Genomic DNA, 26,133 nt, shown 5'->3' with positions numbered 1-26,133 from the left:
CGATCTAAATGCATTAAATACCAATTAATTACTATTTAAATCTAAATCAAATGTATAAAAAATATACGGCATATTTCTATTGGTATGATTATGCCCTAATCAAGTATTTCATTATGACCAAATTTACCTTTCTTATTATTCTTTTAATGAGTAGTCAGGTGAATGCCAATGTGTTTGGGCAACGGATCAGCATTAATTCAAAGACATCTACCTTGAAAGAAATTATTGCCAAGATCAGCAAACAGTCGGGCTATCATTTTTTGTATTTAGAAAAAGACCTTAAGCCGAACGAACGGGTCGCTGTTCAGTTAGAGAATGCCTCACTGGAGCAGGCGTTAGAGCGGGTGTTGGCTGCAAATGGTTTACGTTACGTCATTCGCGGAACTCGGGTCATTGTTGAAAAAGGTGATCATATCATCCCTGTTCACCCCATGATCGAAAAGCGGGAAGAGCAGCAGCGGAAAGTAACGGGGAATGTTATCGATACAAAGGGTAATAAACTCATCGGAGTTACGGTTAAAGTACGTAATGGTTCTGCCACGGCTACAAATGGAAAAGGGGAATTTGAAATTCAGGCTAAGGAGGGGGACCAAATTCAGTTTGACCTTATCGGTTATGCACAATACATATTGACGGTAGGAAAAAACAATAATTATCTCATTACGCTTAATGAAAAGGTCGGGGACCTCGGCGAAGTTGTCGTTGTTGGTTACGGAACGCAGAAGAAAGCGAGTATTGTCGGTGCTGTGCAAACAGTCAAAGTAGATGATCTGCGCGTTCCGAGTTCAAATCTTTCTACGGGATTTGCCGGACGATTGGCTGGTGTTGTCGCTGTGCAACGTTCTGGTGAGCCGGGCGCGGATGGTGCGGATTTTTGGATCAGGGGAATCTCGACCTTTAGTGGAATGACCTCGCCATTAATCGTTATCGATGGTGTACAGGCATCTGCGACAGATTTAAACGTATTAGATCCGGAAGTAATTGAAAGTTTCTCCATTTTAAAGGATGCAACGGCTACCGCATTATATGGAACTCGTGGGGCTAATGGGGTGATGATCGTAACCACCAAATCAGGTCGGGATCTTGATAAGCCAATTATCAATGGTCGATTTGAGACATCGTTTACCTCCCCGACGACGGTACCCCAATTTGTGAATGGAGTCAAATACATGGAAATGTTTAATGAGGCCGTTACAACACGAAAGACCGGCGAAATTTTATACCCAGAAGATAAAATTGATGGTACAGCACGGAAAATAGATCCATATGTTTTTCCCGATGTCAACTGGTATGAAGAATTATTTAGAAAAGGAGCAATAAATCAAAACGTAAATTTCAGCGTGCGCGGTGGCGGTAAGAAAATGGACTATTTTAGCAACGTATCCTATAATAGGGAGACAGGAATGTTGCGGGATGTGAAGGACTTTTCCTATGATAATAATCTTAAAATAAGCCGTTATGTCCTACAGAACAATATCAATGTTTATCTGACACCAACGACGAAAGCTACCGTCAAATTGAATGCGCAACTACGTGATTATCATGGCCCGCACATGGGGGCAAGTGATGTATTTGGTTTAGTCATGGAAGCCAACCCCGTTGATTTTCCAATTCGCTATCCCAGCGATCCCGAATATAGTTACATCAAATGGGGTGGGAAAAGTGGTGGTGCATATAATAATGGCTACCGTAACCCTTATGCGGAAATGGTACGTGGATACAGCGACAATTTTCAAAGTACAGTGACCGGACAGGTTGAACTGAATCAGAAGCTTAACTTTTTTACGGAAGGACTTTCTGCTAGTGCATTATTTTCGTTCAAAAACTGGAGCTCGACAAATACGTCACGTTCCGGAGGATACAATCAATTTGAACTTGCTAAATATACCTGGAATCCTGATCGGTCAGCTATTACTCAGTATGAATTACGTCGCGTAGGGGCCGAGCAGGTCACCACTTTGAATACAGACAATAGTTCAACAGGAGATCGCCAAATCTATATCCAAGGTATGTTGAACTATGATCGTACTTTTGGCACCTACCACAATGTGACGGGTATGCTTCTCTATAATCAAGAAGAGTACAATGTAAATAGTCCTTCGGGTCTTATTCAATCCCTACCAAAACGTAAGCAGGGAATTGCGGGAAGGATAACTTATGGTTACGATAGTAAATACTTAGGCGAAGTAAACTTTGGTTATAATGGAACGGAGAATTTTGCCAAAGGTCACCGTTTTGGGTTTTTTCCATCGGTCGGACTGGGGTATGTCATTAGCAAGGAAGATTATTTCAAGCGATGGGCGGAGACAGTGACCAATTTGAAAATTAGAGGATCTTGGGGCTTGGTTGGGAATGATCAGATCAGCGGTGATCGTTATTTGTACCTATCCGATATTGCTTTGGAAAATGGAGACCTGGGGTATACAACAGGAAGAGACCAGAATATCACTAAAAATGGACCTAAATATTTCCGTTTTGCAAATCCCAATATCACATGGGAAATAGGTGAAAAGATCAATTTAGGGATGGATTTAAGTATCAAAAATAGCCTCAACGTTACGGTGGACTTTTTCCGAGAAATTCGTCGAAATATCTTTATGGAAAGACGGAGTATTCCAGAATTTGTGGGAATTAGTCCCAAAGATAAATGGATAGATCTGACCACAAAGGTATATGGTAACTTGGGGCGTGTCAAAAACAAGGGATTTGATCTTTCGATTGACTATGCAAAGCAGATTTCAAGTGATTTTTCGGCCAGCATCAAAGGTACGTTCACCTATGCCAAAAACGTAATTCTTGAATATGATGAGCCGTCGTTTGCCAAATACCCTAATTTATCGCGCGTAGGCCATTCCACTTCGACACCATTATTATACCTTGCCGACCGCCTATTTATTGATGACACGGAAGTTAAAAATAGTCCAACGCAGAATATCGGCGGATTCATTCGTGGTGGGGATATCAAATACCATAATGTGGCTGATGTCAATGGCGCATTTGATAATGTGATCGATGCGAATGACCGTCAATATGTAGGAAGCCCAGAAATTCCAGAGATTGTCTACGGTTTTGGCCCGTCTTTCCGGTATAAGAAATTTGATTTTTCCTTTTTCTTTCAAGGAGTTGCGAACGCTTCTATCGTGATGAGCGGATTCCATCCCTTCGGTACGGACGGTACGAGAAATGTGTTACAGTTTATTGCTGATGATTACTGGAGTGAAGGAGCTAATCCCAATATTTATGCGAAATATCCACGTTTAAGCAAGATGGATAACCGCAACAATACGGTAGCCTCTACTTACTGGTTGCGTGATGGAGCTTTTATCAAGCTAAAAAATGCCGAGATCGGATACAACCACCGGATGTTCCGCATCTACCTTCGTGGATCGAATCTATTAACGTTTTCCAAATTTAAATATTGGGATCCGGAGCAGGGTGGAGGTAATGGGTTGGGGTATCCAACACAGCGCGTAGCCAATGTAGGCATACAGGTGAATTTTAATAAATGATACCTTTTAAATTTTGATTGAAATGAACTATAAAATTATACTATTGTTGCTATTGGTCTTGGGTTTTTCGGGTTGTAATTATTTGGATGTTGTGCCCGATGAACGTCCGACTGAGGAAGATGCATTTAAAGATAAAAATGCTGCCGAGCGTTACTTATATTCCTGTTATTCCTTTATGCCAAAAGAGCGGCAGGGGGCCAATATCTATCAGACTTCGGAGATTGCCACAACCAACGACCTAGAATATCTCTTGGGGACGTATTCTGCTTCAAATTTAGGGAATTTTACTTTTTGGAGCAGAATGTACGGTGGGATAAGACGCTGTTATACACTGATCAATAATGTGGACAAAGTCGCTCATATGGATGAAGAGCTTAAAGTAATCTATAAAGCTGAGGCGAAATTTTTGATTGCCTATTATCACTTTATCCTATTGAAAGCATACGGCCCTATTATTTTGGCCAAAAATGAATATGCGTTGGACATTCGTGAAGGTGAGTATCCGAAGCGTAGCTCTTTTGATGAATGCGTTAATTGGATTGCCGCTCTTTATGATGAAGCGTTTAATGATCTCTTGGAAAAGCAGGCCACGACTTACTATGGGCGTGCAACAAAAACGGCGGCTAAAGCATTGAAAGGCCGCTTACTACTGTATGCTGCATCTCCACTTTTCAACGGAAACGAGGAATTTTATGGCAATAACCTTAAGGATCCCGAAAGCAATGAATCATTGATGAATCTGAAAAAAGATCCTGCCAAATGGGAAAGAGCGTACGCTGCTTGTCTGGATGCGGTTAATTATGCCGAGAAGAATGGTTATACGCTTTACAAAGGAACGCCTACAGAAGAATTTCCTTATCCTTCAGACGCAACACAATGGAGCTTACGGATGACCTTTATCGACCGTAATTCAAATGAGATGATCTGGGCCGATACCCGGGCCGAGGGTTTTTATGATTATCAGAACAATGCGACGCCACGTCATCCGACAGATGATGGCGCATCATGGAATAATCTCGCACCAACATTGGCTTCAGTGAAAATGTTTTATTCGGAGAATGGGCTACCAATTGATGAGGATCCACAATATTTTACGACGAAACAATATTATTCAACAGGGCTTTATGATGGAAGAGCAACGGCCAATTTGCATTTGAAACGTGAACCTCGATTCTATTCATGGATTTCTTTCCATAACGGTTGGTATGAAATGTCACGCGATGGCGAGAAAAGAATCGTGACTAAATATAGAAATGAAGATCCGCACGGCAAAGGAAATCGTTCGCGCAATTATAGTATGTCTGGTTATCTGATCAAAAAAGGAGTTGGACTTTCTTATGATACCAGAAATGGATTTACAAATTATCCATGGCCTTTGATTCGTCTTGGCGAACTCTATCTAAACCTTGCTGAAGCAGCTATTGAGAGCAATAAACTTGATATTGGAAAGGAATATTTAAATAAAATCCGTAAAAGAGCGGGGGTTCCAACGGTGGATGAGTCCTGGGCGAATGTTGCAACCCTGACTAGGGATAAGCTCCGTCAAATCGTCCATCAAGAAAGAAGTATCGAATTGTTTATGGAGGGGCAGTTTGGCTGGGATATTAAACGTTGGAAAGTTGCAGAACAATATATGGGTAAGAATCCGAAGGGCATGAATCTAAACGGAGCTACAGATGAAGCCTTTTTTAAAGAAACGGAAATTGAATTGGCATGGAAGTTCGTTGGACCTAAAAACTACCTTCTGCCCATACAAGATAAGGAAATGAATATCAATCCGAAGCTTGTTCAAAATCCAGGATACTAGGTAGATAGTGTAATAAATAACGATCAACAAATGAAAACGATACATACGATAACATTATCAGTATTGATGCTGTTAACATTGGCTTCTTGTAGTAAAAAAAGAGAGGTAGCTCTTCCTTCGGATGCAAAAAACCTTAAGGCAGAAGCTCGAGTTGGCAGTATCATGTTGCGCTGGGAAAATCCTCAGGATGGAAATTTTCTATACGTAACCATTAGCTATAAATCACCAAAAACAGGGAAACTAATAAAAACAAATGTAAGCCATTTCGCAGACTCCCTACTTATTGAAAACCTATTGGCAAAAGATGGTGAATATGCTTTTGCATTAAATACTGTGGCCGACGGAGGTATGATTAACTCAAGTGAACTTCAAGTCAGTTGCACGGCATTGCGAAAACCTCCAGTTGTAACAGAATATTCCGAAAAAATTGAGCTTGAAGTCGGTGATCTTTCGGCCAATGCTTCTGATCCGGAAGAGGGGAAATTGGCGAATCTTATTGATGGAAACCTCAAAACATTCTATCATACCAATTGGCATGAGGACATTCCTTTCCCGCAATGGATTCAATTTAATATCAAGGAACCCGTTGAAGGGGTCAAGTATATTTCCTGGAATCGTAATGGGGGAAGTGGGGGAAATGCGGACGAGGTATCCATAACCGGAAGCAATGATGGAAAAGAATGGGTTGAGCTTGGACGCGTCCTTCCCGATAAATTGCCAAGTGCAAGTGGGGCCAAATTTGAATCGCCTATCTTTTCCAAGGAGGGTAAGACCTTTACCAAAATCCGCTATAATGCAGTTCGTGGTAGAGGTGGTAATACTTGGTTTAATATGGCTGAAATCGAGCTGTATAAAGCATGGTTTGTAATAGAGGACCCCGAAAGCAAGTAAATTTATAGTTGGGCACTTTAGTTAAGATTAGAGTGCCCAATGATAACTGTAAACTTTAAATTTTGGATAGTATGAACAAAAAGATAGTACTCTTACTTTTATTATTGTCTACTGTTATGTTGCAGTGCAAGAGTAAATTATCGTTAACGGAAGACCTTGTTCCATCAAATTACGATCCTGGAAATCCAGATGGTATTGCGGGCGATACACAGTTAAAGGTGGTTAAAGGGACAGCATCTGCAGGACAACCTGGAGAGGGTATAGAGAACTCGTTTGATGGCGATCAGTCAACGATCTACCATTCGCCATGGAATAATACAAAATTTCCTGTGCACTTAACTTACCAATTCGCTGAGGCACAAAATGTAGATTATTTGGTCTACAAACCCAGACCCAGCGGGGATAACGGTCTGTTTGGCCAGTTTGAACTCTGGTATCTTCCAAATGGTAGCACCGTGTATCAAAAAATAGCCGAGTATGATTTTAAAGAGGAAAATAAGCTTTCTACAATCGTATTTAAGAAACAACTGAAAGATGTTGTCGCATTTAAGTTTGTGGTTAAGTCTGGCAAAAATAATTTTGTCAGCTGCTCCGAAATGGAATTCTATAGAAAAGGTGAGGATCTGCAAGAACTTGCCAATATTTTTGCTGACAAAATCTGTACTGAATTAAAGAATGGTGTAACAGCCGAGCAGGTTAATTCGATGCAGAATCCTTTCTTTAGAACCATAGCGCAGAGCATGCTGCATGATAAGTATCCAAGGGAATTTCGTGTTCAGGAATATCAGGCTTATCCGACCATTGAAACGACAGCGCGGGCATTGAAAACCAGTGGTTACAATCCATTTGAAAATCCAACAGGAATTTACTTTTCCTCAGGATCGGATGCTGTGATCCTGGTCGATGATACGAAAGGTGAACCTATCTCTCTTCGTGTACATGATTTTAATGGCGATAGAGACGGGTATTATCCTTTACAAAGCGGATTGAATAAGATTAAACTAACCAACAGCGGATTGGGGTATATCAATTTTTTTACAGATAACTATAAAAGTGTTCAATCCGTTAAAATTCATATTCCAAGTGCGAAGGTGAATGGTTATTTTGATAAAACAAAGCATACTGCTGTAGATTGGAATAGGTTGCTAAATGCATCAATTTCAGGATTTTTCGATATCAAAGGAAATTACATTAATTTGGCGTATACAACGGCTGAACTAAAACAGTATTGTACGGATGGACTTGAACTGATCAATGTCTATGACGAAATAACCAAAATGGAATATGATATTATGGGACTGACCAAGTACAATAGAATTCCTAAAAACCACATGTTTGCGAGAACTGTTGAATCGGGGTTGTTTGCAGACGGTTGGGGCGCTGGATTTGCCCGTGATTTTATGAATGAATTAGCAAATCCTGAGAAGGCAAAAACAGGTGGATCCTGGGCCATTGCACATGAGCTGGGGCACGTTAATCAAATACGGCCAGGATTGAAATGGGTAAGCACCACAGAGGTTACCAACAATATTTATTCTGCTTTGGTACGCTATCATTTTACACCGAATAACATGCCTCTGGAGCATGAACGCGTTAATGATGGTGATAATAATAATGTATTGGGAGGTCGTTTTAATTCCTTTTTGAATTATGGTGTTGTTAAAGGGGAACAATGGCTTTGTCAGCGTGGCCAGGATAAGATGGAAGGATATGAAAACGGCGGCGATCATTTTGTGAAACTTTGCCCACTCTGGCAATTGTTGCTCTACTACCGTGTGGCAGAAGGTACACCTTGGCGTAAGCCCGACTGGTATGCTGATATCGCTGAAATTGTTCGAAATACAAATGAATCCGGGATGAGTGATGGGCAATTGCAGCTTAATTTTATGAAGAATGTCTGCAATATCGTTAAAGAGGACCTCAGTGACTTTTTTGTGAAGGTTGGGATGTTAAAACCGATCGATAAGGATATGGATGACTATGCTCGAGCACAATTAACCATCTCGCAAGCGGACTGTGATCAATTGAAACAATATGCAAAGCGCTATAAGAAACCGGCAAGTCCCATTATTTATTATATGACTGCCAATAGCTTGGATGCTTTTCAAAAACGTTTGCCTGTAGCTGGTAGCTATAATCAGGGCGTTTCGGTCGACCCGGTGAAAGGGACTGGGAAAATTAGCCATAACGTATGGAAGAATGTAACGGTTTTTGAAACCTATCAAGGGCCAGAACTGATCAAAGTTGCTATGGTGGGGACAGATTCTGAAGACCGAAGTACGACTTTGGTGCACTATCCTACTGGTGCAACGCGCATTGAAGCAGTAGCATGGGACGGACAACGTACATTGGTGTATGGACAACGCTAAGACTTAAATAGCTGCAATAAAAACGAATTTTCTCACTAGACTTGTTGTTCTAGTGGGAAGTTTAAACAGACAAATAACGTATAAAACGGGCATTATAAGCTCATTGAATAGATTGTAAATGAAAGTATATTTATGGGGCTGCATATGGATGCTTTCTGGCATGCAGCTAAAAGCACAGCATCAGGATCACGTTTTATGGTATCAAGAACCGGCTAAGGTTTGGGAGGATGCCCTTCCTGTGGGCAATGGACGTTTGGGTGCTATGATTTATGGAGACTGGAATAGGGAAAATATCCAGGTCAATGAAGAGAGCCTATGGGGTGGTTCCAAAGTGGATGCCAATGCAGATGCTGCAGCCAAAATTCCAGAAATTCAACGTTTACTTGTCGCCGGAGAGATCGAAAAAGCTGCTGCGCTGTCTGAAAAGGAGCTCAAGAGCAGTCCCCTGCGTATACGATCCTATCAATCATTCGGGAATTTTCGTGTTGATTTTGGAACTGAAGGCTTTTGGCGGGAACAGGTTACGAACTATCGTCGCGACCTTGATTTACAGACCGGATTAGCAACAACGAGCTATCGTATCGATGGGGTAAAATATACCAGGGAAGTATTTGCCTCAGCACCCGATAATATGATTGTGATTCGTCTATCGGCGGACAAGCCTGGAAAGCTAACCTTCCGGTTTTCCTATTCACGTGAACAGGATGCGGTTGCGACACCCTTATCTGACCATGAGCTGAAAATTCAGGGACAGGTGGTGGATCTACCGATGGCAGATGGTGGTGAGATAGGTGCACATATGAAATTTGCAGGACTCGTTCAGGGGAGTCACAAAGGCGGAAGCATGATAACCAATGCAAATTCTTTTTTTGTCAAGGATGCGGATGAAGTCCTTTTTTATTTTACGGCGGCCACAGATTATGATGTGTCAAAATTGGACTTTGATCACCGCATTGATCCTTTGGCTCGTTGTCGGGCACTATTGGATCAGGCTCAGAAACAGAGCTATGAACAGATTCTTTCCAGACATGTTGCCGATCACCGTCAACTTTTTGACCGTGTGGTCTTCAATATTGGACAGCCTTTGGATTTACCGACGGACCAACGTTTGAAAAAAGTAAAAGAAGGCGGTCAGGACCTTTCTTTGATCAGTCTTTATTTTCAGTATGGACGCTATCTGCTGATGGGTTCTTCGCGTAGCCCAGGTGTGCTCCCGGCCAATTTGCAAGGGATATGGAATAAGGACATGAATGCCGCCTGGAGTTCCGATTTTCATACGAATATCAACATCCAAATGAACTATTGGCCGGCCGAAGTCTGTAACCTCTCGGAGACTGTTGTCCCCTTCTCAAATCTGATAACAGCTTTGCGTGAACCGGGGCGGGTGACAGCCCGCAAAACCTACAATTCCTCGGGTTGGACAATGAATCACCTGACGGACCCATTTGGACGTACAGCAATTGCAGATGGCGTCGGCTGGGGAACATTTCCTATTGCCGCAGCATGGCTGGTACTCCATCAATGGGATCATTATTTATTTACCAACGATAAGAGTTACCTGAAACAGGAGGCTTATCCCTCCATGCGGGAAGCTGCTGAATTTATTTTGGGTTATCTCGTGGAAGATCATAAGGGCTACCTTGTTACTGCGCCATCCAATTCTCCTGAGAATAGGTATCGTATGGCCGATGGAAAAGAATTTCAATTGACATATGGTGCTACCATGGATATCGAGATTATTCGTGAGTTATTTGAGGCTTGCCTAACAGCAGGTTCAATGGTTGGAGAGGCGACTGATTTTACTAAAAAATTGAAACATGTGTTAGCTAAATTGCCTCCTATCCGAATCAGCCCGCGGTATCAGACAATCCAGGAGTGGATTGAAGATTACGAAGAGGTCGAGCCGGGCCACCGTCATATCTCGCATCTTTTTGGGCTTTATCCGGGGAAGTCGATTACTTCAGATAAGAAGGAGCTGTTTGAAGCCGCGCGAAAAACGATTGCCCGTCGTCGGTTCTATAATGAAAACGAAAGCAACCGCAATGGCTCCTATACAGGATGGAGCAGGGCCTGGATGATTAACTTTTATGCGCGACTGCTCGACGGCGAAGAAGCGGGTAAAAATGTACAGGCATTGCTCGCCAAGACAACATTAAACAACCTATTCAATACACATCCACCTTTTCAGATTGACGGAAACTTTGGCGGTACTGCCGGAATTGCCGAGATGCTAATCCAAAGCCATAATAAAGAGGTACATATATTGCCTGCATTGCCGTCATTTTGGTCCGATGGTGAAATTAAAGGTTTGCGTGCCCGACAGGGATTAACCGTTGATCTGAAGTGGAGTAAAGGGGCGTTGACCTCAGTCACATTAGCGGCTGATCAGGATGTCACAATTACGCTTCAGTATAAGAATCAGGTCAAAAAAGTAAAAATAAGCCGTAACAAGCCCTTAGTATTAAATCAAATATGAATATGTTCAAGTTAACTTTTAGTAGAAAGGACGCGCTCCTATTGATGTTGCGTTTGACTTTCTGCTCGATTATTTTTTATGCTTCGATGGCATTTGGACAAAATGGTGACCAGGTACGCCCCGTCAAAAAATTTGCCCATCCAGAGCGGATCCGTTACGATGGATCCTGTATGACCATTGAGGGAAAGGACGTTTATATCTATAGCGCGGCTTTCCATTATTTTCGATGTCCAGAGGAATTGTGGCGTGATCGTTTTCAAAAAATAAAGGAAGCGGGATTTAATACGGTAGAAACCTATGTGCCCTGGAATTGGCATGAACGTCATATTCCAAGAGACATGGAGGACCAATCCAAATTTGATTTTTCCGACCTCAAAAGGTGGTTAAAGATGGCGCAGGAAGAGTTTGGTTTTTATACTATTGTTCGTCCCGGCCCTTTTATTTGTGCTGAATTTTCTGGTGGTGGTTACCCAAGATGGCTAGCAAAATACCGCCCTGACAATCTGGAAGGTTTTTGGTTGCGTGGTAATGATGAACAGCATATTGCCTGGTCCCAGCATTGGTTTAACGCAGTGTGCAAAGAATTGGTGCCTGAGCAGATCACACGTAAGGAAAAGGGTAAAAAAGGGATTATCATGATCCAGATTGAAAATGAATACGATGCGCATTGGAGTCCCGGAAAAGATAAAGTGCTGAAGGCCCTCAATGAATCGGTAAAGAAAAGTGGAATGGATATTCCGGTGTTCACCTGCTTGACCAATGAAACAAGGGGGAGCAAAGACGCTGAATTATCGCAGGTTTTCGATTGTGATAATTACTATGTAAGCGGGCCGTCGGACGCGCCAAGCTGCGCTTATCGCATGATGGATCTGCGCAAAAAGCAACCTGATGCTCCTGGTTTTGTAACCGAGTTGCAAGGTGGATGGTTTTCGCTGGTTACAGGAAGATTAAGTGAAGAGCATTATTCCGACGACCGACATTTTAAGGCTATCGGTTTAATGACTATGCTTGGGGGCGGAACGGGTATCAATTACTATATGTTCTTTGGCGGTACACATTTTGACGGCTGGGGAGCGCGGGGTATGACAACAAGTTATGACTATAATGCTGCCATCCATGAAAATGGCGCCATTGGACCGAAATACCTTGCTGCTAAAGAAATAGGTACATTCATTCAACAGTTTGAATCCAAACTGGTCCGCACGGAAGGAGGACCCTGTGAACTGCGAGGCGCTCCAAAATCATTATTTGGAGGAGTGAGAGTAGCCAGTGATGGTACAAAGTTTATATTCCTCCACAATACGGACCCTAAACAAGCAATCAAGGGAAAAGTAACGCTATTGCCAAACAGTGTCAATCTTGTTAAAGATCCGATCTATAATGTCAATCAAAATGGCGAGAAAGTACTGATCAAAACCGATGATCAGCTGGTCAATCAGGTTCAGCAAATGGAGAAAATTGAAGTAGATTATGATCTTGCGGGTTTGGAATCAAAAATATTGGTTGTGGCAAAAGGGCAGCCAGTGCATAGGGGGGATTGGTGGCCCAAGAAGGCTGATGCTATTGAACGACCTTCCAAAGTACCTGCGGGAGTCCGTGTCAATACAGCCCGTAAGGCTGAGGACGCTATAGGGCAGGCCGATTGGAACACGATGCCACAGTTGGTCAGTCTTTCTGATATGGACATCAACGATTTTAGATACAGCAGTTATCGAAGCCATGTGATCCTTACGGCAAAACAAGCTGAACGTGAGCATTATTTACTGTTCAATATGTATACACGGGATATTGTGTCGGTACTCGTTAATGGGAAGCCTGCCAAGCGACTTTTCCCAGACCGTGCTGATGCGCAAAGCTGGACAACGCGCAATGCCTTTGAGCGTATTCGCGCGGACGAATACGACAACCGCTTTGATGTGGCCGGCCTATTGAAAGCTGGAGAAAACGAGATTGTTGTGGCTTATGAAAACTTGGGCCACGCACATGGTTATGTACCGATGGAGGAGCTGGCTGGTATTCATCAAGCGGGACTTTCGCTAAGTGAAACAGCGCTTACGCATCCTTTAGAATGGGAGTTTTCGACAGATCTTGCCGGTGTACAGCAAGGCTGGAACTTACCCAATTTTGATGATACAAGCTGGTCGACAGTTTCTCTGGAAACAAACAATGAAATCCCACGTAAAGGTAATCAAGTACAGCCCAAGGGCAAACAGGACGGTCTTGTTACCTGGTATCGTGTTGAATTTAATCTGGACAAACTCCCGAAAGACCTATGGGTGCCCTGGATGGCTAAGGTCAATGCTTCGGGCAACGGTTATATGTGGCTCAATGGACACAATATCGGACGTCATTGGGAGGCAGGACCTCAACGTGAATTTTTTCTTCCGGAATGTTGGCTGAATTTTGGTGCGAAGAAAAATGTACTCACTTTTGGGCTGAGACAGACAGAAAACGGAGCACTTTTACACGCATTGGAGATCGTACCTTATCCTAATACTGCTGAGGTAAGAAAAAGTAAATAATCAATACTTATGAGGAATGAATAAACTTATAAAAAAATTAACTGTCGCGCTTTTTCTGTTGCTGGGACTTTTTTTTCAGAGTTTCGGGAAAAAGCCCGCAAGCCGTATCGAATATCAACTGAACACGAATTGGGCCTTTTATCGTGGTGATCTTAAAAGGGGAGAAGCTACAGGTTTAGATGACTCCAAATGGATCCCTGCCGTGTTGCCGCATGTAATGCAACTCGAAAAGAAACACAATGGTGGTGATGCTATCTACGATGGGATAGGCTGGTATCGGCGCTATTTCAAACTATCGGATCAGTATCGTGGTAAGAAGGTCTTTGTGCAGTTTGAAGGGGTGATGAACAGCTGTGAGGTATTTGTCAATGGTAAAAGCGTTGGTAAGCACCGTGGTGGATATGTTGGCTTCACGTTGGATATCACAGATCAGCTTCATTTTGATCAGACAAATAACGTGATTGCAGTTCGCGTGTCGGCTGAGTACGATCCAATGACACCTCCGGGTAAGCCACAAGATAGACTTGATTTCTATTATTATAGCGGAATTTATCGGGACGCCAAATTGATTGTTTCCAATCCCTTGCGCATTACCGATGAATTGGAACCAGATGCAACCCAAAATTCGGGTGTATTCGTACATTATCCCGAGGTGGATAAGAGTAGGGCCACTGTCGCTGTAAATACTGAGTTGAAAAATGACGATAAAGCGGCCAAGAAGGGGTATCTCTTGACCGTACTGAAAGATACTAACGGAAAAGTTGTGGGTCAGCAGCGACTATCATTTGAGTTGAAACCGCAAGAACGTCGCCGGATAGACCAACAGATAGAAGTCAAAAATCCTCAACTGTGGCATCCCTATCATCCTATCTGCTATCACTTGGAAAATCGGGTGTATCTTGCCGATGGTGTCGAAGTGGATTGCCGTACAGATCAAATCGGTATCCGTCAGATTCGGTATACCAAAGATGGAGGATTCTTTATTAATGGCGAACATCTTTATATGGTCGGTGCCAATCGACATCAAGGTTATCCCTATGTCGGTGATGCCGCATCTAATTCCGTACAGGAACGGGAAGTAATCGATATGAAGCGTGGTGGATATAATGCCGTTCGGGCAGCACATTATCCACACGACCCTGCATTTTTGGAAGCTTGTGACCGCCACGGCCTCTTGGTTGTTGAGTGTGTACCCGGATGGCAGTATTTTAATAAGGCAGCAGAGTTTACAGATCGTTTGGAATCTATCACGCGCAGTATGATCCGTCGTGATCGAAATCGACCTTCTGTAGTCCTATGGGAGACCGCATTAAATGAAACCAGTTACCCCCTGTCGGTGGTCAAGCGTATTGCTGAAGCCGCACATGCCGAATATCCCGGGGATCAGTTTTATACTGCCGGAGATTACTTTAGTCATGAGGAAACAGAACCTTATTATGATGTTTTCTACAAACAGGTGTCCAAATACCCCAAAGATGGTAATGTGATGAGCAATTATCTTGAAGATCAAATAGCAGTTAAACCTTTGTTGACCCGGGAATGGGGCGATGGAGTAGGGGAAAAGCCAAGGGTAAGCCTGACAGAAAACGAATATGAGCAAATGCGGCAGGGACGTAGCCGATTACATCAACTGAATGGAAATGGCTATTTCGATTGGTGTATGTTGGATGCCAATCCACGTATGGGCGGACACTTTATGTGGAGTTATAATGATTATACCCGTGGTGCCGAGGAAGAGACTATGTATTCTGGGGTAGTTGATGTAAACCGATATCCTAAATTTGCTTATTACATGATGCAAAGTATGCGTCCCTATCAGCTGGATCAAGAGGGAATTTCTAAAGGGCCGATGGTATTTATAGCCTCTTATAATTCGCCAGAAAAACTGAAAACATCAAGTACAGAGATCACGATTTACTCAAATTGTGAAGCTGTCGAACTCTATCGGAATGGAAAATTTATCGGACGGCAATCCCGTGAAGAACGGGCAAAAGTCTACCCTTACATCGTAGAAAAGGGTGGAAGTCCGAGTTTTGTTTTCGATGCGGGTGGATATGAAGCCGGTGAACTGAAGGCATTAGCCTATGTAAAAGGGAAAGTGGTTGCACAACATGCCGTGCATACAGCTGGTGCAGCTCATCATATTGAAGTCCTGATACCGGAATATGGCATCCAGCCAGTTGCGGATGGATCCGATATGATTCCGGTGTATTTTAAAATATGTGACAAACAGGGCAATCTGCTGCATGATGCATCGACAGCGATCCGTATTCAGGTTGCAGGTGAAGGACATTTAATAGGGGATGGTTCAGCGCGTATCGCAGTGAATCCACAGGTCGTTGAAGGCGGTATTGGATTTGCTTTTGTGCGTACCAGCAAAAAAAGTGGGACCATTCATATTAGCGCATCAGCCGCAGGCTTGGAAAGCGGAAGCAAAGATGTCAGATCGATCCGACCTACATCCAGCGAAATTCCTGATGGTGACCACGTTGTCTTTCGCGGAAATGAAGAAGATCATTCAGTTATTAAACCCACGAAATGGGATAAAGAGCTGTTGGCCCGACCAAAAGTAAAATTCAAAAAGGTGACAGCAACGTCATCACATCCTGATTTTCCGGTCACTCAGGTGACCGATGGAGACGACTATTCGTGGTGGATTGCGGATCAGGATAAGTTCCCGCAAGTTGTCACCTTTGAATTGGACCAAACAACCAAGGTAGTCGGCACGCGTGTACGTTTACAGAAAGATAGCTCGAAATATCGCTATAAAGTAGAAGGGTCGTTAGATGGAACGACATGGGAAGAGTTGTATGAAAAAGAATGTACAGGATGGGATTTTAAACCGGTCAAATTGGAGAAGGTGCTGAAATTTATAAGGGTTAGTATTTTGGAGGTTTCGGAAGGACGGGCAGGATTGGCTGAAGTGACCCTATTTCAATAATTAATAACACGGAATTAAAAATAAATATGAATACGATTATAACGAAACGCTATGGTAGGTCATCCACGAAGCTGGGGCTTGCTTTGGCTTTGACACTATCACTTTTTGGACAAGTGTCGGCACAGCAGGTTTGGAGTCCTGACAATGGTAATGGTACATTCACCAATCCGTTGTTTTGGGGCGATTGGCCCGATCCTGATGTGATCCGTGTAGGGGACGATTTTTACATGATCTCGACGAGTATGCATTATGTACCCGGAGCTCCGATAGTGAAGTCGAAGGATTTGGTGAACTGGGAAATGGTAGGCTATGCTGTGGATCATTATGATGAAGATCCGCGCTACAATATGGAAGGCGGTACATTGTATTTGAATGGTTCATGGGCGGCAACATTGAAACATCATAATGGAAAATTCTATGCTGGATTCTGTACGCCATATGGTTGGGGGCGGGAAAAAGGTAATTTTTCCATCTGCGAGGCCGATAAACCTGAAGGTCCCTGGAAGCGGACAATCTTTCCTGAATACCTCTATGACCCGGGATTGTTCTTTGATGATAATGGTAAAGTCTATGTGGTACATGGTCAAGGTACATTATACCTAACAGAGCTGAATGCGGATGTTAAATCTGTCAAAAGTGATAAAGTCAAAATTTGGCAAGGCAGCTTCAAGAATGCGAACGAACTTGGTGGTCATTTTGGAATGGAAGGAGCGCATATGTACAAGATCAATGGCAAGTACTATATCACTTGTCCGGCAGGTGGAACACAAGGCTGGCAGATCTGCTTGCGCTCCGATAATATCTATGGACCTTATGAGCATAAATTGATTCTGAATGATAACAGTTCTTATCCTGACAACGGTTTACATCAGGGCGGTATGGTACAGCTGAAAAACGGGGACTGGTGGTTTATTATTATGCAGGATCGTGGTGCCATAGGTCGGGTCCCTCATCTTTTACCTGTAAAATGGGAGGATGGATGGCCTATGCTGGGAACCGGTAACAAGGACGTGATTACTTACAAGAAACCCAATGTCGGAAAAACTTACCCGATAAAAACTCCGGCTACGACTGATGAGTTCAATGGGACAAAGCTGGGACTGCAATGGCAATGGAATCATAACCCGGACAATAGCAAATGGTCACTTCAAGAACGTAAGGGATATATGCGCTTGCATGCATCCCGTGCGGATTCTTTAAAGACGGCCCGTAATACCTTAACACAGCGGGTGCAGGGACCAAGTTCAGAAGGTACTGTTGAAATCGATCTGACGGGATTAAAAAATGGCAACGTGGCTGGCTTCGGCATCTTTGAATTTCCGTATGCTTTCGTTGCGGTAGAACAGATAGAAGGCAAGCGAAGAATCATCATGAGCAATGATGACAAGATTATTGAAATCAAAGAGAATTTAGCTGGTGATAAACTATGGGTGCGGGCACGCATTACTGATAGGGGTGGCATTGCGAAATTTTATTATAGTACTGATGGTGAAAACTTTTATGTCATTGGAAATGATTTAACGATGCAACTAGGCTTACCTTGGACAGCAAACCGTTTTGCATTGTTTAATTATAGCAAAACATCGGAAGGGGTAGACGGTTATGCTGACTTTAACTGGTTTAGGTTTACCAATAAGTAAAACGATGCCTACGGTATAATAAATGTTAGTTAAGAGAGCCTAGTATTATTCAGCGATACTGGGCTCTTTTTCTTTACAGTATTGCTAATTACGATGACTTTAAGTAAGTTTAAGGAAAGAGCCACAATAAATAAATTATGTTGATCATTGATAAGCAGACCTTAACGGATTTAAATGTTACCAACAACAGGTACAGGGATATGATTGATTTTTTCGATTGTACAGTTACACAAGGTGGACGCGATATGTTGTATAGTTATTTTCTTGAACCCCTCTCCTCCAAATGGGAGATAGAAAATAGACAGCATTTGATTTGTTTCATGCAGGGCTTGGAAATTTCAGATCTATTGGATAAGTATATGATGCAGGATCTTGAGCAATATTTGTCTCTGCCGCAAGAACCCTATTCTGCTTCTCGATCGACCTATTATCTGGAAATGGTATCAACTAATTTTCTCTCCTTGGATTTTAAAAAACGTGAGATACTTATTAAGCGATCTATTCACGAAATAGCAAAGATCACGGATGGTCTTGCTATTTTTCTAGAATCTGCAAAATTAGCGGATTATACATTAAATGTGCTCAAAGAATATGGTAATCATGTTGAACGTGTTTTCGAAGGTATAGATCGGGACGAGTTTACACAGCTATTGAAAAACAAATTTTCAACGGAGCTAATGATTAAATACGATTATATTTTCAGAAACATAAAACGAAATGCAATTCGTGAAATCTTCAATCTTGTATATCACTTGGACGCCTTGTCCAGTGTGGCAAAATGCAGCAAAGGGAAAGAGCTTGTTTTTCCTCAGATTGACGAACAAATAACCGGATCAGATATAATCACCATACGTGGAGCTTATAATTTATTTATTGAAGATGCCATTAAAAATGATGTCGATATTAAAAAAGAAAATAACCTCTGGTATCTGACGGGAGCAAATATGACGGGCAAATCTACCTTGTTGAAGACAATTGGAAGCTGTGTATATCTAGCACATCTTGGTTTTCCGGTTCCAGCGGATGCGATGAAGACTGTACTTTTTGATGGAATATCGGCGACGATAAATTTAGGTGATAATATAAATGCAGGTGCAAGTCACTTTTTTAATGAGGTATTACGGGTTAAACATTTGGCGGAGTTATTAGCATCCGGTAAGCAAATGTTTGTGCTGATGGATGAGTTATTTAAGGGGACAAACCACAGTGACGCGAGTGAAGCAACCCTGGAGTTAGTTAACTGTTTGAAAGGATACAAGAGCAGTGTATTCTTATTGTCTTCACATATTACAGAAATTTGCCCCATACTGCATAAAGATGGTATTGCGCTGAAATATTTGGGGGTCCAGTTGGATGAACAGGAGGGAATTATATTTACATACCGACTTTTGGATGGCGTTGCCGAAGAAAAGTTAGGCATGTGGTTATTGCGCAAAGAACGGGTATTTGAGATTTTATTCCCAAGATACACTAGGGTATGATAGGTTTAATACGTCTTAATATTAAGTCGTTTTTTATTATGAAAAACCTGTGTCAATTTATTCAGTGCTAAATTTATGTTTAGATTTATTTTAACAATCCTCGTTATATCTTGTGTTACAGCAGTGCAAGGTCAGAAATTGCAATTGGAAAGTCCAAATAAGGTTCTATCGGCCGAGGTTGATGTCGCTTCGGGTAACAATACGATACATTTATCTTCAGCCTCCCAAACGTTGACGGACATCAAGATCTTAGATTTTGACTGGACCGAAAATATCGTTCAAGGTAACTGGCAGCTGATAAAGAGCGACAGAAAGGTCGTGCGTCAGACATGGAAGCCTCTTTTTGGTGAACGTAACACTATCAAAGACAACTATAATCAGCTGGAGTTACAATTACAGTCTAGCGGAAACCATAAAAAAATGCGTCTCTATTTAAGGCTTTATGATGAAGGAATCGCATTAAAATATGGATTTGACAAAAATGACTTTTTTGGATCAACCATTAAATCCGAATCTACGGCTTTCCAGTTTGATAGCGATGCTACAACCTGGATTGCGGGAGCAGCACAAAGTGCTTATATAAAAACTACATTGAGCCAGCTGAAGGGAGAATTTGAAAGACCTTTGGTGGTTAATCCGGCGCCGCAATTATTTATGGCGATAGGTGAGGCTGCTTTGGTTGATTTTGCACGCATGAAGTTTACTTATAAGACTGACGCGAAAAGTTATATCGTTCAATCTGCATTGTCTGGACCCGTAGCGCTTGATAAAGCAACCTATGAAAGTCCGTGGCGCTACGTGATGGTTGGAAAGACAGCGGGAGAATTGGTGGAGAATAACTATTTCATCCTCAATTTAAATAAGCCCGATGAGATAGCAGATGGCTCCTGGATAAAACCAGGTAAAGTATTACGTGAAGTGACATTAACGACAGCTGGCGGTATTGCTGCAGTGGACTTCGCAGCACGTAACCAGATTGACTATGTCGAGTTCGATGCGGGATGGTATGGTCCAGAAGAGTCTACTGCGTCGGATGCGTCTCGTGTAGATGTTGATCCCGCACGTTCTAAGGGCCCCTTAGATCTACACGATATCATTGATTATGCAAATAAGAAAAATATAGGCATTTTACTTTATGTGAATAAAAAAGCTTTGGAGACACAATTGGACCAAATCTTACCGATCTACCAGAAATGGGGCGTCAAGGGGCTTAAATTTGGTTTTGTCAACGTCGGTAGTCAACAGGCAACAGCCTGGTTACACCAGGCGATCCGTAAGGCTGCCCAATATAAGTTGATGGTAGACGTACACGATGAATACCGACCTACCGGGTATTCGCGGACTTTTCCCAATCTCATTACGCAAGAAGGTATCCGTGGCGATGAAGAATCACCGAGCACTGAGCAAAGTCTGATCACGATGTTTACACGTGCTATTGCTGGCGCTGGAGATTATACCAACTGTTATCATGCTGTTCGCGTAAATACCAAAATGGGGGGAAAGGCTGCCCAAATGGCCAAAGCGGTGATGTTGTACAGTCCATGGCAGTTTATCTATTGGTACGATCGCCCGGCAGATGCGCCACATAAGGCGGGTGGAGCCGGAGGAGAGCACGAAACGCTGATCAATGAATCCGAAAACGCAGTAGAATTCTATCGTAGCCTTCCTGTCACATGGGATGAAACTAAAGTACTAAAATCGGCTATTGGTGAATGTGGTATTATTGCCCGTCGCTCGGGTAATCGCTGGTATATTGCGATGCTTGGGGCAAAGGTAAAACAGGATATCAAAATTGATCTTTCCTTTCTTGGAACACCTGATCGTTTCAAAGCGCAGTTGTGGAGTCAAGATGAGCATGGGCTGGCTAAAAATACGGTCGATAGAGCGGAATTTGCATTAAAAAACAATACATTCAATCTGACACTTGAACCTGATGCGGGTGCAGTATTGATACTGGATAAAATAAAGTAAAAGCTTACAACCTTAACAATTCAAAACAGCTGTGGACTTCTTTATTCGCAGCTGTTTTTGTTTAACTACGCTCATTTTTAATGCTAACATCGTGGTTGGAGCCAGATGACAATAATGAAACACCTGCAAATAAAACACCGATAATGGTCAAATTTGACCTAGTTGTGTCGCGGGCATATTTGAAACTTTACATAAAAATAAATTGGATTTGATTTTTCCTATGGCCTTAGTTATGTAATGAAGCAGATAACACAACATTTTGATCAATTATTTAAAGAATATCACCAGCGGTCATTTCTATTCGCGAAATCTTTTGTCCATATTGATGCGGTAGCCGAAGATATTACCGCCGACGCATTATTGGCAACTTGGGAAAAGATGCAAGAGGAGACCCTGTTGTCTCCTAGGTGTTTTCTTTTGAGAGTTATAAAAAATAAGGCGCTGGATTATCTGAAACACCAGCGGATCCATCGGCAATTGATAGAACCTCTAGATAATTGGGATGAGTGGGAATTGCAGCTTCGTATAGACAGCTTAAACGAAATCAATGAAGAGCGGGTTTTCCTCCAGGAAATTAAGACAATAACACAACAGACACTCGATGCAATGCCCTTAAAGACGCGGGCCGTGTTCGAGCTGAGTCGACAGCAATATATCAGTGGTAAAGATATCGCCGAGCAACTGGGGATTTCGCTTAAAGGTGTGGAGTATCATATCACAAAAGTACTCAAGGTATTGACCATTAATCTTAAAGATTATATGGTTGCTTCTTAGTAATTTAGATGCTATAAATTTTGACTGAAATAAGATGCGCGATCCGGGGATAGATAAAATAATAGTGGGCACCGCTGGCTTGGGGGGTGTCTGGGGAGCCGTACAACCCGAGGAGTCCATTCAAGCTATACATGAGGCTTTATCTTGTGGAATCTGTGCATTAGATACGGCCCCGGCTTACGGCGATGCGGAATACTTTGTGGGACAGGCTTTATCGCAATGGAAAGGTACAAAACCTGCTATTAGTACAAAAGTAGGACGATTAAAAAGTTATGTCGCAACCGAAGCTCGGTATGATTATACGACCATTGGTATGCAGCGAAGTGTAGAGGGGAGTTTAAAGACATTGGGGCTGGCGCAGGTAGATGTGCTGTTTCTGCATGAAGCTGCTGTCTTGACGGCTGAAATTGCGGGGCGAGTAGTCTCGGATATGCAGTGTTTTAAGGAGCAAGGGGTGGCCAAAAAAATTGGAATAGGGGGGAACCCTCCAAACTGGTTTATGCCATACTTGATCGAAGGACAATTCGATGTGATTATGGAATACAATACGTTAAACGCATGTAACATAGAAGCACTTCATAGCTCCATACCGATCTGTGAGGAGAAGAGAATGGAATACTATGCCGCGAGCCCGCTAAATATGGGGCTATTGGGACGTAAATTTCAAGATTTTTCTCTGGTAGTGCCCGAGTGGTTGGATGTGCTGACGGTTGAACAGGCAAGACGAATACAGACTATTGCGGAACGATATAACCTATCGCTGGATGTATTGGCTTTACGATTTTTATTGAATATTGATGCTTCCTTTAAAATGGTCATAGGTGCCGCTAATCAGCGCGAACTGCATGGTTCCCTCAATGCAATCAACCAAGGCATATTGCCTATAGATATTTATAACGAAATCCTCCAAACGTTTAATGATAATAGATGAATAGTATAGATCTGGAAACCTTTAATATCCAAAAAATCAGCATTCGGGTCCTGGCACCCGTCGCAACAATAACTCCTTTCCAGGACGCAACCATGGGGCCTTTTCCGAACTTTGGACTATCGATCATCCGTATCGAAGATGCCGAGGGATTTGTAGGTGAAGCACCCGTGTATAATAGTTATACCAATATTTTGGAGACCTGTCTATTTCCGATATTATTCCATTGCGAAGGTATGACCTATCAAGAATTTTTTCCTAAGCTGTATTGGTCCATTCGAAATGAAGGCTTCAAAGGTGCAGCATCGGCGCTATTAGGGCAAGTCGATATGGCCTTACATGATCTGGCTGCTAAACGACGTGGACTGCCTTTGTACCGCTATATTGGTGGAGATCGCAACACCGTGAAGATTTATGGAAGTGGCGGCGGAACCAATTATACGTTGCAAGAATTGGAAAAGGAAGTCGCACTCTTTTTGGATGCTGGAGTGGACTGCTACAAGATGAAAATCGGAAAAGATTTTGGGACAAATATAGCTGCCGATATTGACCGTGTGAAACATGTACGTAAACTATCGGGAAAAGATATGCAGATCGCTGTGGATGTCAATCAGATCTGGTCTTGTGAAGATGTGTTTAGATTTCTGGATGCCATTGGTGAAAATGAGTTGGCCTGGCTCGAGGAACCTATACATTCTGCGGCATATGATCAGATTGAAGAGCTTTGTAAGCGCACAGCCGTTCCGGTTGCTTATGGTGAATCCGAGCGCACATCGAAGATATTTCCCATGCTTGCCAACTGTGGAGTAAAACACTTACAGCCTGTTCCGACACAGTTCGGCGGGATAAAGGAATGGATGGAAGTACGAGATTTATGTTCCAATCGCAATTTGCAACTTTCTTCTGGTGGTTATTCTTTATATTCGAGCTTTTTAATGACTACGGCCAGTGAAAGTGGGATGATCGAGTATTTATATGCGTTGATGTATGGTTTAGAAAAGTATTTCTTGATTAAACCATCTTTGGAAAAAGGACATTTTCATTTGCCCGAATCTGAAGGACTACCTGTCCGGATCAATTGGGAGTATTGTTTGAACGAAAATAAAATAATAAGAGAACAAGTCTGGTTAAAAGCAGATGTTCCTGGATATAATCCGCTGGTGAGTATGTAATGCAGTAAAAACAAACCTGATCATGAACTTAACATTTAATTATATTGACTATTTAGTTTTAATAGCATACGCGTTGGTTCTTTTGTATGTAGGGTTTCGTTTTTCTAGGAGAGAGAAGAATCAGCAGGATATATTTCTAGGTGGACGTTCTCTGAAATGGTGGCAGATTGGTTTTTCCATTTTTGGTGCCAATGCAGGACCCACGATGTTAATCGGATTTGCAAGTATTGGTTTTTCCCATGGGATAGTCGCCAGCAACTTCGAATTGTTGGCTTGGATTTTTCTGATGCTGTTGGCGATGGTGTTCTTGCCCTATTATCTGAAAGCCAAGATTAGTACAATTCCCCAGTTTCTATTGATTCGTTTTGGTAAAAAATCATACAATTTTCTGATCGTTTATAGCCTTATTTCCATTTTGGTTGTTTGGCTGGGGAGTGCCTTGTATGCCGGAGGATTGCTTATTTCAGGGATATTTGGTTGTCAGTTGTTTACAGCGATCTTAATAATCGGTGCCATCGCAACCAGTTTTACGGCAATTGGAGGATTGAAGGCTGTGGTTCGTACCGGGGTTTTCCAGTCTGTAATTATTATTATATCGTCGATTATACTGACCTTCTTAGGCTTTCAAAAGATCGGCCAGCTCGATACGTTGATCAGTCAGACACCAGCGTCGTATTGGAAGTTATTTTTGCCAGCTTCCAATCCCGAATACTCGTGGGTAGGTATTGTTTTGGGATACCCTGTAGTGGCCATATATTATTGGTGCGCCGATCAGACGATCGTACAGAAGGTGCTGGCTGCGAAAGATTTAAAAGAAGGCCAATATGGTGCCTTATTTATTGGGGCACTTAAGATTATTATGCCGATTATATTTATTCTCCCCGGTATCATGTGCTTTGTATTGTTCAAAGATACCGCACCGGATAATGCCTATATTACGATGATCAAACAATTGATGCCTCACGGTCTACTGGGATTAAGTATTGCAGCATTGATTGCATCGCTAGTGGATACAGTATCCTCAAGTTTAAACTCATTCTGTACAGTGTTTACATTGGATGTTGTCCAGCAGTTTAAAATACTGGACAGTAATCAGCAAAGGCGTATGGGGAAATGGGTGACTGTCCTAGTTGCATTGGTAGGTATTGCGATAGCGATGTTGTTCTCTTATTCGGGAAAAGGATTTTTTGACCTCACACAGGGTTTAGTTTCGATTCTTGCTCCACCATTGGCGGTGGTCTTTCTGTGGGGAGTCATCTGGCGCGGAATCAATAGTACGGCCGCAGAGGTTGTGCTATATGGTGGCGGTTTGATCTGTTTGGTACTGGGTATTTGCCATGTAATGAATTATCCTTATCAAGGGTACTGGCCTCATTTTTTAATGCTTTCTTTTTATATTTTTGTAGCCTTGAGTGTGGTCATTGTCGCCGTGTCTTTCTTGACCAAATCCAAGGAGCATTCGGAAATACCGACCCTGTTTGATCGAACGCGCAGTCGCGAGTCTGGTCAATCCCGATCAGTTTGGCTGACCTGGGCTGGATTGGCGATCGTCATGATCATGATCTATATTTATTTTAATTGAGGTCATCCATCAATAATTTCATCAGTCAATGATTGAGCATAGCGTGGGATGATTCATTAGCATATACTTC

General features: G+C 42.4%; 14 protein-coding genes. All 14 read left to right on the top strand.

Annotated features, from left to right (window positions below; translation table 11 throughout):
- Positions 1-50 precede the first annotated feature (50 nt).
- The 14 genes from GVK91_RS07995 to GVK91_RS07930 all read left to right on the top strand — a co-directional run bounded on the left by GVK91_RS07995 (position 51) and on the right by GVK91_RS07930 (position 26,063).
- Positions 51-3,509 (top strand): TonB-dependent receptor, encoded by a 3,459-nt coding sequence (locus tag GVK91_RS07995; RefSeq protein ID WP_227550262.1) that lies wholly within the window; start codon positions 51-53, stop codon positions 3,507-3,509.
- 22 nt (positions 3,510-3,531) lie between these two features.
- Positions 3,532-5,316, top strand: a complete 1,785-nt coding sequence (locus GVK91_RS07990) for a RagB/SusD family nutrient uptake outer membrane protein (RefSeq protein ID WP_153847136.1) — start codon at positions 3,532-3,534, stop codon at positions 5,314-5,316.
- A 30-nt stretch (positions 5,317-5,346) separates the two neighbouring features.
- Complete coding sequence (locus GVK91_RS07985) at positions 5,347-6,207, top strand: discoidin domain-containing protein (protein ID WP_159727802.1); 861 nt, start codon at positions 5,347-5,349, stop codon at positions 6,205-6,207.
- A 71-nt stretch (positions 6,208-6,278) separates the two neighbouring features.
- Positions 6,279-8,576, top strand: coding sequence for a M60 family metallopeptidase (locus tag GVK91_RS07980; RefSeq protein WP_159727800.1), 2,298 nt, complete (start codon positions 6,279-6,281; stop codon positions 8,574-8,576).
- A gap of 118 nt (positions 8,577-8,694) precedes the next feature.
- Positions 8,695-11,052 carry a glycoside hydrolase N-terminal domain-containing protein gene (locus GVK91_RS07975; protein ID WP_200845560.1) on the top strand — a complete coding sequence of 786 codons (2,358 nt, stop codon included), beginning with the start codon at positions 8,695-8,697 and terminating at the stop codon, positions 11,050-11,052.
- Positions 11,053-11,054: 2 nt separating this feature from the next.
- The gene (locus tag GVK91_RS07970) at positions 11,055-13,574 is read left to right on the top strand and encodes a beta-galactosidase (protein WP_200845559.1); all 2,520 of its coding nucleotides are present in this window, start codon (positions 11,055-11,057) and stop codon (positions 13,572-13,574) included.
- Between the two features lie 16 nt (positions 13,575-13,590).
- The gene (locus GVK91_RS07965) at positions 13,591-16,515 is read left to right on the top strand and encodes a glycoside hydrolase family 2 TIM barrel-domain containing protein (RefSeq protein WP_159727798.1); all 2,925 of its coding nucleotides are present in this window, start codon (positions 13,591-13,593) and stop codon (positions 16,513-16,515) included.
- Positions 16,516-16,541: 26 nt separating this feature from the next.
- A complete protein-coding gene (locus tag GVK91_RS07960) occupies positions 16,542-18,155 on the top strand; it encodes a glycoside hydrolase 43 family protein (RefSeq protein ID WP_153847131.1) in 1,614 nt (537 codons plus the stop codon).
- Between the two features lie 137 nt (positions 18,156-18,292).
- A complete protein-coding gene (locus GVK91_RS07955) occupies positions 18,293-19,636 on the top strand; it encodes a DNA mismatch repair protein MutS (protein WP_153847130.1) in 1,344 nt (447 codons plus the stop codon).
- A 75-nt stretch (positions 19,637-19,711) separates the two neighbouring features.
- On the top strand, positions 19,712-21,607 hold the full coding sequence (locus tag GVK91_RS07950) for a glycoside hydrolase family 97 protein (RefSeq protein ID WP_159727796.1): 1,896 nt from the start codon (positions 19,712-19,714) through the stop codon (positions 21,605-21,607).
- A 237-nt stretch (positions 21,608-21,844) separates the two neighbouring features.
- Entirely contained in the window at positions 21,845-22,381 is a 537-nt protein-coding gene (locus GVK91_RS07945; RefSeq protein ID WP_159727794.1) for an RNA polymerase sigma-70 factor, read from the top strand.
- 34 nt (positions 22,382-22,415) lie between these two features.
- Complete coding sequence (locus GVK91_RS07940; protein WP_159727792.1) at positions 22,416-23,312, top strand: aldo/keto reductase; 897 nt, start codon at positions 22,416-22,418, stop codon at positions 23,310-23,312.
- Entirely contained in the window at positions 23,309-24,481 is a 1,173-nt protein-coding gene (locus GVK91_RS07935) for an enolase C-terminal domain-like protein (protein ID WP_153847126.1), read from the top strand. Before GVK91_RS07940 ends, GVK91_RS07935 begins: the two co-directional genes overlap by 4 nt.
- 22 nt (positions 24,482-24,503) lie before the next feature.
- Complete coding sequence (locus GVK91_RS07930; protein WP_153847125.1) at positions 24,504-26,063, top strand: sodium/solute symporter; 1,560 nt, start codon at positions 24,504-24,506, stop codon at positions 26,061-26,063.
- Positions 26,064-26,133: the final 70 nt, after the last annotated feature.

Source organism: Sphingobacterium sp. 18053 (assembly GCF_902706145.1).
In the GTDB taxonomy this organism is placed as follows: domain Bacteria; phylum Bacteroidota; class Bacteroidia; order Sphingobacteriales; family Sphingobacteriaceae; genus Sphingobacterium; species Sphingobacterium paramultivorum.
Note: the sequence above shows the minus strand (reverse complement) of the source record. Positions and strands in the feature narration are given on the sequence as shown.